Source organism: Corynebacterium sp. HMSC074C03 (genome assembly GCF_001838285.1).
GTDB classification, from domain to species: domain Bacteria; phylum Actinomycetota; class Actinomycetes; order Mycobacteriales; family Mycobacteriaceae; genus Corynebacterium; species Corynebacterium amycolatum.
Genome location: NZ_KV836228.1, coordinates 1 through 7312 on the forward strand (window position 1 = coordinate 1; position 7312 = coordinate 7312).

Annotated in this window: 7 protein-coding genes and 2 riboswitches; of the genes, 1 reads left to right on the top strand and 6 read right to left on the bottom strand. The window is 58.0% G+C overall.

The genetic code is table 11. From position 1 onward, the window contains the following. Positions 1-220: 220 nt before the first annotated feature. A complete protein-coding gene (gene murA / locus HMPREF2847_RS07015; RefSeq protein ID WP_246821976.1) occupies positions 221-1483 on the bottom strand; it encodes a UDP-N-acetylglucosamine 1-carboxyvinyltransferase in 1263 nt (420 codons plus the stop codon). A 47-nt stretch (positions 1484-1530) separates the two neighbouring features. Between murA and HMPREF2847_RS07020 the strand changes: the two genes are divergently transcribed. Continuing rightward, positions 1531-2151, top strand: coding sequence for a cob(I)yrinic acid a,c-diamide adenosyltransferase (locus HMPREF2847_RS07020; RefSeq protein WP_070851952.1), 621 nt, complete (start codon positions 1531-1533; stop codon positions 2149-2151). Between the two features lie 93 nt (positions 2152-2244). Here the strand turns inward: HMPREF2847_RS07020 and ramA are convergent, their stop codons facing one another. From ramA to HMPREF2847_RS07045, 5 genes are all read right to left on the bottom strand, one after another. Next, positions 2245-3081, bottom strand: a complete 837-nt coding sequence (gene ramA / locus HMPREF2847_RS07025; RefSeq protein ID WP_005511953.1) for an acetate metabolism transcriptional regulator RamA — start codon at positions 3079-3081, stop codon at positions 2245-2247. Between the two features lie 475 nt (positions 3082-3556). Then, positions 3557-3814: riboswitch (cobalamin riboswitch) on the top strand. Between the two features lie 194 nt (positions 3815-4008). After that, on the bottom strand, positions 4009-4833 hold the full coding sequence (locus tag HMPREF2847_RS07030; RefSeq protein ID WP_049190261.1) for an energy-coupling factor ABC transporter ATP-binding protein: 825 nt from the start codon (positions 4831-4833) through the stop codon (positions 4009-4011). Between the two features lie 2 nt (positions 4834-4835). Next, a complete protein-coding gene (cbiQ, locus tag HMPREF2847_RS07035) occupies positions 4836-5573 on the bottom strand; it encodes a cobalt ECF transporter T component CbiQ (RefSeq protein ID WP_070851953.1) in 738 nt (245 codons plus the stop codon). Next, positions 5570-5947: an energy-coupling factor ABC transporter substrate-binding protein gene (locus HMPREF2847_RS07040; RefSeq protein WP_070851954.1), complete on the bottom strand. Its 378-nt coding sequence runs from the start codon at positions 5945-5947 to the stop codon at positions 5570-5572. Before HMPREF2847_RS07040 ends, cbiQ begins: the two co-directional genes overlap by 4 nt. 38 nt (positions 5948-5985) lie before the next feature. After that, positions 5986-6762, bottom strand: coding sequence for an energy-coupling factor ABC transporter permease (locus tag HMPREF2847_RS07045; protein ID WP_070851955.1), 777 nt, complete (start codon positions 6760-6762; stop codon positions 5986-5988). 65 nt (positions 6763-6827) lie between these two features. Continuing rightward, a riboswitch (cobalamin riboswitch) is annotated at positions 6828-7098 on the bottom strand. Between the last annotated feature and the right edge of the window lie 214 nt (positions 7099-7312).

Below are 7312 nucleotides of genomic sequence, written 5' to 3' on the forward strand. Positions count from 1 at the left end.
GGCCACGCTGACCTCCGAATACATTACACACACCCCCACCAAAGACACAAAACCCCAGGTAAGAGAGCGAAAACCACCACAAGCCCCACTGGAGAATCTCTCCTAACGGTTCTAAAGCATCCAGAACCGAAGACTTGCGATGGTTTTCCGCGCCATGCGTTTAATGAGCACCGTGCGCTTAGCCATTAGCCATTAGCTATCGACCAGTGGCCAACGATCACTAGCTGACCCGTTCAACAGAAGCGCCGAGAGCGTTTAGTGTCTCTACGAAACCCGGGTAACCGCGATCAATGTGATAGACATCGTGCACCTCGGTGACGTCTCCCTCTTCAGTGCACAGCCCGGCCAGCACCAGGCCGGCACCAGCGCGAATGTCCGAAGACCACACAGGTGCCGAACTCAGCGATTCCTTTCCGCGAATCATCACGTGGTGGCCATCGATGGTCGCGTCAGTGCCGAGGCGAATCATCTCGTCGACAAACCGGAAGCGCGACTCAAAAACGTTCTCGGTAAGCACTGACGTCCCTTCGGACACCGCGGACAGAGCAATGGCCATGGGCTGCATGTCCGTCGGAAAGCCTGGGTATGGCAGCGTTTGATAGTTCACACCCTGCGGACGCCCGTCCATATGCACGCGGAAGCCCTGCGGGTAGGTCTCGACCTGAGCGCCTGCGTTCTTCAGTTTTTCCAGAGGAAGATGCAGGTACTTAGGGTTGATACCAACGACCGTAATATCGCCGCCGGTCATTGCCGCAGCATAGGCCCAGGTCCCTGCGATAATTCGGTCGCCGACGACTTTGTGCTCAGTCGGGTGCAGCTTCTCGACGCCCTCAACCGTGATGGTGTTAGATCCCGCACCCGAGATCTTGGCACCCATCTCCACGAGCATCTCGCACAGGTCGACAATTTCGGGCTCACGGGCGGCGTTATCCAGCACAGTCGTACCTTCAGCTAGTACGGCCGCGGTCAGAATATTCTCGGTCGCGCCGACGGACGGGAAGTCCAGCTTGATGTTCGCCCCCATGAGTCGCCCCGCCTCAGCCACCACGCAACCGTGGTGAATATAGGTGCGTGCACCCAATTTCTCCAGGCCAGCCTGATGCATGTCCAGCGGGCGGGAACCAATTGCGTCACCACCGGGCAGTGCGACAATCGCATTACGGGTACGCGCCGTCAGCGGCCCGAGCACACAAACCGAAGCGCGGAACTGACGCACGGCATCGAAGTCAGCGTGATGCGAGAGTTCTTCGGGCACCGTGATTTCAATCCGGTCACCCTCGCGCACCACGGAGCAACCAAGGCCTTCGAGGACTTTTTGCATCAATGGCACGTCGTCAATTTCAGGGCAGTTCGTCAGTACTGTCGTGCCCTCGGCGAGAAGCGCCGCACCCATCAGTTTCAGAACCGAGTTCTTCGCCCCGGAAATCTGAACCTGACCGTTTAGCGTCGCTCCGCCTTTAACCAGAAATCGCTCATTTCCCACTCCCCCAGCCAACCACATTTCGCAATATCGCGCTTAGGCTTGAGACTATGAGCGTTCACCTAACCCGCATTTACACTCGCACCGGCGACGACGGCACCACCGGGTTGTCCGATTTCAGCCGCGTCCCCAAGGACGATTCCCGCCTCATCGCCTACGCCACGTGCGAAGAGGCCAACGCCGCACTCGGTCAGGCGCTCAGTTTCGGCGCGCTTGACGACGAGGTGTCGGCTGTCATTCGCTACGTGCAGAATGACCTCTTTGATGCCGGAGCCGACCTGGCAACACCTATTGAAGAAAACCCGAAGTACCCGCCGTTGCGTATCGAGCCGGATTACATCGAGCGACTCGAGCACTGGTGCGACCAGTTCAATGAACAACTGCCGAAACTGGATTCCTTCATCCTCCCGGGAGGCACACCAGCCGCGGCACTGCTGCACACAGCTCGGGTGATTACTCGTCGGGCCGAGCGTGCGGCATGGGCTGCCTGCCGCGAGTTTCCCGAAACTACTTCAGTCCTACCGGCGAAGTACCTCAATCGACTATCTGACCTACTGTTCATCCTTTCGCGGGTGGCCAATGACGGCGACGACATCAAGTGGGTTCCCGGTGGCGAACGCGAAGATGAGCGCCAAGAGGCCCTGGATGCGAAAAAGCGCCGCGCTCGCTAGCCAAGTTTGCTAGGAGCGCGGCGCTAGCCGCATGGCGGCTAAGAGTACCTAGAGCATCTGCGGGGTTGGACGCGGTGCCCGTCGTCAAGCGGTTTACGGCAGTGCGCCGATGCGACGGGCTGCGTTGACGGCCTCGTAGCGAGTATGGGCACCCAGCTTGCGCATTACGGAGCGGAGGTAGGACTTAACCGTCTCTGCACCGATGCCCATTTCTTCTGCGGCCTCGACGTTGGTGTGACCGAGGGCGACACAGGCGAGAACATCGAGCTCACGAGCCGACAGCTTGGTGGTCTGCTTGACGCGAACCGGGGTGACCATCTGGTCACAGAGCACCTCGAGTTCCTGGCGCAGCTTCTCGTCATCCACACGGTTAGCGAGCATGCGCAGCTTGGAGTGCGTGGAACGAACCTGCTCCCACTCAGCGCCATTCATGATGCGGCCGCCCTTACCGTTGCCAGAACGATCCATGTTGCGGCAGGCATCGACGACAGCGAGGTCCTGCTCCAGGCAGCGGGCGGTCATTGTGACCTCTTCAAGAACCTTGTCCCCCAGGCGCACCGAGGAGTGCACGCCACCGTAGAGCACGCCACGGACAAGACGCGAAACGATCACCGGCACGGCGACCAGCGAGTGCAGGCCTTCGTCACGAATCTTGTCGTCATACTCATGGGTAATAACCTTGGCGCGCAGGTAGTCACTGACACCCACCGGGCGGCGCGTGGCCAACACGCGACCACCGACACCCGCACCCGATTCCACAGTCAGATTCTGCAGGGCCGGAGTACGCAGGCCAACCCAGTTGTTGATCTGCATCTTAGAGTTATCGGTGACTTCCGCATACATTGTGACCGGAATACCAGTCGCATTCTTTAGGGCGACCAAGGACGACTTAATAACCTCATTGTCGTCCAGAATGCGGTGGGGATCCATCTCGCGTCCTCCTGCGTAACGGGCAAATTGCTTCACTGGCACCCACAGAGGCACCATCAGCCTGTGACTTCGCGCCGACTTACACTCCTACGAAATGGCCAACTACCGCTCAGCGGCCACTGACCCTTTCGGGGGCTGTAAACCGTACAAAGTAGATAGTACCCTCCGAACGGGTACACCTGCATTAAGGCATCCGTCACACAATCTTAGGAAACAACTAGGTTTCTCTACAAGTACGTAAAGAAAATACCAGGATAAATCCTGTCATTAGCCCCGCCTCGGCCGAATAAATACAAGGCAGGGGGTAGCTATTTTTCCGCTAACAAACTGCGTGAATGTTAATAACAGAGGGTAATGAACGGCGTTTTACCCCCAATGCGGACATTTTCGAAAAAGACCTTCGCTTATTTTGCATCGTGCGCTATTGTCATACATGCAACAGGTTTTGTTGAGTTCCACTTTCAATGCTACGTCCTCCACGTGGTTGTCCGAAGGTGGTGCACAGCAAACGCAAGAGGGAATCCGGTGCAATTCCGGAACTGTCCCGCAGCGGTAATCTGGAACAAAATTCGCCAACGGCACTGAGGTTATTTCAACCTTGGGAAGCGGCGAAAAGTAGGAAAATTGATAATAAGGATCTGCACGTAAGCATTGAAGCTTGCGGCAGTCGTCATCCCCTTATTGTCGGTCACGCCAGAAAGTCCGAATACCTGCCTGATGCGCCGAGGGCACTGCAAAGTGTCACGGCCACGGAGATCGCCCGCGGACAGGTGTGACGTGAAATGGAAGCGAAGAAATGCGACAGCTTCGCCTATATTTCTAGGCCTATTTTCATAGGCATTACGCCCTGCCCGCGGGCGTTTTTCTCATTTTTAGCGCGGTTTAGCTGCACATATCGATGAGCTATTCACCAACCAAGCCACTCGCCTAAACATCCTCTGGATGGCACACATCTCGCCCAATCGCCTTGGAGACCACGGGCGCCCAGGGCAAAGCCAGTCGAGCATGTTCGACCAACCGTCGATCGGCCAAAATTTCTTCCTTGGCGCCGACGCGCAGTTTGCCGTCGGCAAGCACCGCTGCCCTATCGGCGAAATTCCACGCGAAGTCGATGTCGTGCGTGGCGACGACGACGGCAGTGCTCTGATCGCGCAATTGATTGAGCGTGTGTGCAAGCTTTCGGGTCGCCTGCGGATCGAGGCCGGCGGAGGGCTCGTCGAGAAGCAGCACACGCGGATGCATCGCCAGCGCACCAGCGAGAGCGACGCGCTTGCGCTGACCATAGGAAAGCTGGTGCGGAACGCGTTCGGCGAGATCGGTGATCTCGGCGGTACCTAGAGCCTGCCGGACGCGCCGTTCGACTTCCTCGTTCTTAAGCCCCAGGTTGACGGGACCGAACGAGACGTCTGCAAACACGCTAGCCGCGAAGATTTGCTCATCCGGATCCTGCGTGACCATCTGCACTGAGCGACGGACCGCATTGCGGCCGTGCCGGGAGTACGTGTAGACGGTGCCGTCAAGGCGGACCTCACCACTATTGGGCTTAGACGCTCCCGCGAGCATACGCAACAGCGTGGACTTGCCCGAACCGTTTGCCCCCAACAGCGCTAGGCGCTCGCCACCCGAAATTGCCAGATCCACGCCTTTCAGAACGTGGGTTTCGTCGTAAGCGTATGTAACTGCAGCCGCTTCGACAATGACACCGTTGGCACCATGTACGTGATCAGCGCGATTTTTCCTGCTGCTCGACATCCCTATACACCCCATTTCAGCAGCGCCCAGGCCGCAATCAACGACAAAAGTAATGCACTGGATATCACGATGAACTTCGGCTGCCTGGGCCGCGAAATCACCAGTACTTTCATTGCGCTCGGATCGGCGCGCAGCTCGATTCCCTCTTGCATCTTGCGCGCGCGGGTAAAGGCAATGACAAAGAGGCTGGCGGACTGTGCCGCTACATCTCGGATCATCGCCCGGCGCGTGGAGTGTCCCAAGCGTCGTGCTTGCGCTTCCGTCATCGAGTGTGCGGAGTGAATCAGCACGCCGGTCATCCGGTAAATCACCTCGGCGAGGTACGTCAAGTATCGCGGCAAGCCGTGCTTGTCGAGCCAGGCAATGAGCTCCGAAATCGGAGTGGTCAGCGCAAAGACCATCGTGCAGCTGATACCCGCAAACGAACGCATCACAACCTGCGCCATTCGCTGCGGGCCATCCGGCGACCACGCGAGACCGTCGGGAGTAAGCGCTACCAAAAGCGGAAACGCGCCGACGAGCACAAAAGCCGCCGGTGCCAGCACCATTGCCACATACAGCTTGCGGGGCACTCGGGCTATGTACGCAATAAACCAAGCAATGACCGCAATGACCGGCGCAAAGGGAATTGGCGGAAGCGCAACCGCCAGAATCAACAGCCCACCGAGCAGAAGGATCTTTTCGCCCACGTTACGGCGTGCCCAAGCGCTGCGCGCCGCTGCGGCTTCTAGCGCATTCACTGCTCTTTCTCGCGCTTGTCTGAACGCACAGCAGCCTTCCCTCGGTAGAAGCCAATAACGTAGAACAGGACGCCAGCACCGATAACGGCCTGGAGCGCGAACAGACCCGACTCGACCTCACCCGGCAGTTCGCCGACGAGTGGCTCGAACCACGGCTCGTAATTCGGGTCGATTTCCTGAATTGTCTCCGTAGCGGTGGCATCAGTGCCGGCGAACGGCTCGTCTGCGTCGTCGTCGCCGTAGTTGAAGAACAGCGGGAACATGGCAATTACGGCTACCAGGACAATGAGACCGACGCTGACCCACACGGAGTTCTTCTTCGGCTGGCTAGCTGCCTGTGCGTCGACAATCTGCGCGTTGTTTTTTGCATTCATAATCGTGCTCTCTTTCGCTTCTTTTCGCTTGACGACGGCTACTGCTTCTGGCCAGATACGGATGCAGCTGAAGCATTCTGCGAAGTGGCAGACCCTGCAACAGCGTTGGTCGTGGTGTCTGCGTCCTTAGCCTCCGGTGCCGGTGCATCGCCGAAGCGGGACAGGAAGCCGAGATCGAGGAGCTCAGTGTGTGCTACTGCCAGCAGGGTGCGCATGAGAATGACGGTGACCAGAGCCTCGATGATTGCCAGCGGAATTTGCGTGATAGCGAACAGGCCGAGGAATGTAGCCAGCGCGCCGCCAACACCGCCCGGGTTTGCCGGGTGCGCAAGAGCGAGCTGCATGGAGGTCACGACGTAGGTGGAGAGGTCAGCGAAGAACGCTGCCATAAACACACCTGGCAGCAGGCCTCCACCGAGCTTTCGAGTCAATACGTAGAAGGCGTAGCCGACCCACGGGCCGACGATTGCCATGGAGAAGATGTTCGCACCAAGCGTCGTAATGCCGCCGTGAGCGAGCAAGATTGCTTGGAAGAGCAACACGATGGAGCCAAGCAGCGCCATCACCGGAGGTTTGAAGATTACAGCACCAAAACCCGTACCTGTCGGGTGCGAAGTAGAACCCGTCACGGATGGAATCTTGATTGCGGAGAGCACGAAAGTAAACGCACCGGCAGCACCGAGCAGCATGCCGCTACCGGGATGCTCCTTCATAGTGCGCTTGGCTTGAACTGCGCCGTGAATGACAAAGGGAGCGGCAGCTACACCCCACCCAATGCAATGAGTAACTGGGAGAAATCCCTCAGCAATATGCATGATGTAAATCTTCTTTCTGCGGCACTATTCACCTCGACAGCACCGCTCGACCGCCAATACGCGGGTGCGAATTGGATGATTACAGTCGGTCTCCTGGCTGATGGGCTGAGGAAAGCTGTTTTGCTTCCCAGTAATGCCCCGCCTCCCTTCCCCAAAGGCTTGATTCCCCTGAGTGGCTTAGACGACGCACCGCGATTGTCTGGCCCATTAGCTGCATCGTCGGTTATCGACGATAACCGCTGCGCAGACAACTGCCGCAATCGCGCCCAATCACAGTGGCGAGGGCCGCTGCCTATTTGCAAGGCATTCCCGTGCACCGTAAATCAAGTCCCAGAATAATGGAATCTAAGAAACTTTAATGTTCTTTACCCTCACAATGGAGGTAAAGACGAGCAAGGCAATGGCATGGCGTTAACGTGGCGGAGACAGGGCAAGTGCGGTGACAGAGGGCGGCTGCAACGGCGACCGCAACGGCAGCTGTAGCGGTGACAGCAACGGCGCCTGCGCAGGAATTAACAGCCCGTTACCTTGTGAGTGTCCCCGATAATGG